Source organism: Mesorhizobium sp. WSM4828 (genome assembly GCF_055811175.1).
On sequence record NZ_JBVVQK010000080.1, the window covers coordinates 1 to 1677 of the forward strand.

The following is a 1677-nucleotide window of genomic DNA, read 5'->3' on the forward strand; positions in this document are numbered from 1 at the left end:
GGCCCCGGGCGCGAATGCCGCGGCCAGTATCCGGCACTGATCCGCTTCACTCCAACGGCGCCGCCGCTCCGGCCCGGAGAATAAGGTCACATGGCTCATGCTGTGCTGCTAACTTCGCTCGTAAGGACGCCCTTAAGAGTGCAGCCTCGCTACCGTGCCATCTTCTCGCAAGGCGGCCTTCGCCGGAGGCGTACGTTCGAAGAGCCGGGCTTTCGCTTCGATGTCTTCGCCCGCAGACCAGTCCGTCAAGGTCCGTTTCAGGGCCCTGTCCTGAGCCGCGAGGCCTTCCTCGGCGGCCTTGAAGACTGTGCACCTGAAGAGGCGTGCGGCGTCGGAGAGCTTGCGTTCGGTGCACCAGCGCCGGAGATTTCTGGCCTGCGTTGCGGCACCGGGGTCGGACGGTGTGCTTCCATCTATGACCGAGGCGATCGCTTTCCAGAGGGAGTCTGAAAAGGGCGCATTGGTGACGAATATGAAGGAGGCCTTCGCATCCACATCCGTCGCCGAGAACGTGGCTTCGTAGCCAACGATCGTGTCGGCAAATTTCTGAACGGTCTTCTTGAGGTAGGAGGCCGTTACGGGTTTGCCGGTTGGACCGGCGATTGGAGGAAGACTTTCCGCGTCGATCGGCTCCGCGAGCGCCGCGCTCGATTTCGGCGCCGTCGTGCTTCTCGCTTGCCCGGTCATTCTGTGGTTCTTCCGCCCTATCGTTACTGGCCGGAATCGGCCAGCGGTTTCATCGACGTAAACGTGTGAGCCTGCAGCGGCACCACCGCAATCGTGGCTATCATCAGCCAGGTGGGCGTCGAGCGTGTAACAAACAGTGTAACAAACATCACGAAAAACCAAATGTTTTCAGGGCTGTAGGCGTTAAATCGAAAGACGCTCTCTCCGCCAGATACCCACTTAAGCGTCTGTTATTGTTTCGCTTTGTGAGTTGCGGCCTTTCCGTTCCTAACGTCCGCAAACGATGAAGCTCGGCCACCATGCCGCCGCCCCTTTGTTGACTTTGCTTGGGAATCGGAGTGTCCGGAAAAACCGTAGGGCAGCCCCCAGGATTCGCGTCTGCGGACCCCAATCCGCCCCGCCGGCGCCTACAGGCAATCTACCCCAACGCCCCCCAAGCGGCGCCGGCCACTTTCAGCCCCTTCGTTCCAAAGTTGGCTTCCAGTCGCGATTGCGCGCCCGCTGATGGCCTTCGTAGTCAGGAATGCATGCGAAGAAGGTCGGTCACGGCCGGCAGCCTTGCAATTTGAGCAGACAAAGAGCCCGACCAAGTCGTCATGCATCGAGCCGTGGTCATGGCCGAGCCTGTCAATCAGCGCCTGGATGTCACGTTTCGTCGATTTGCAGCACATCGGGTGCGCACAATTGAATAGATGGTTTCGCGGGCGGACAGAGTGTCGGCGAGGGTCTTTCGAGTCATGGCGATTTTCCGTCGAAGGGGCTCGCCGCAACGGGAGGATTATATTCCTTAATGCTGATCCCCTGCATTGTCTCGTGCGGAATGGGCTCTCCGGCATTAGACAGGGATATCCGGAGTTCGCCGTCTCGGGTGGTGGCTTCGACCTTAATGGGCATGCCCGCGGCACAAAGTTATAGGTTCGAATCCTCTCCGGCGCAGCATTGCCGCAGTTCCTTGCCGACAACTATTCCTGCTGGAATTGACAGGGCCAA

At 59.6% G+C, this 1677-nt stretch carries 1 protein-coding gene; it reads right to left on the reverse strand.

Annotated features, from left to right (window positions below):
- Positions 1-132: 132 nt before the first annotated feature.
- The gene (locus tag AC0L2X_RS32325; protein ID WP_473601196.1) at positions 133-687 is read right to left on the reverse strand and encodes a hypothetical protein; all 555 of its coding nucleotides are present in this window, start codon (positions 685-687) and stop codon (positions 133-135) included.
- Positions 688-1677: the final 990 nt, after the last annotated feature.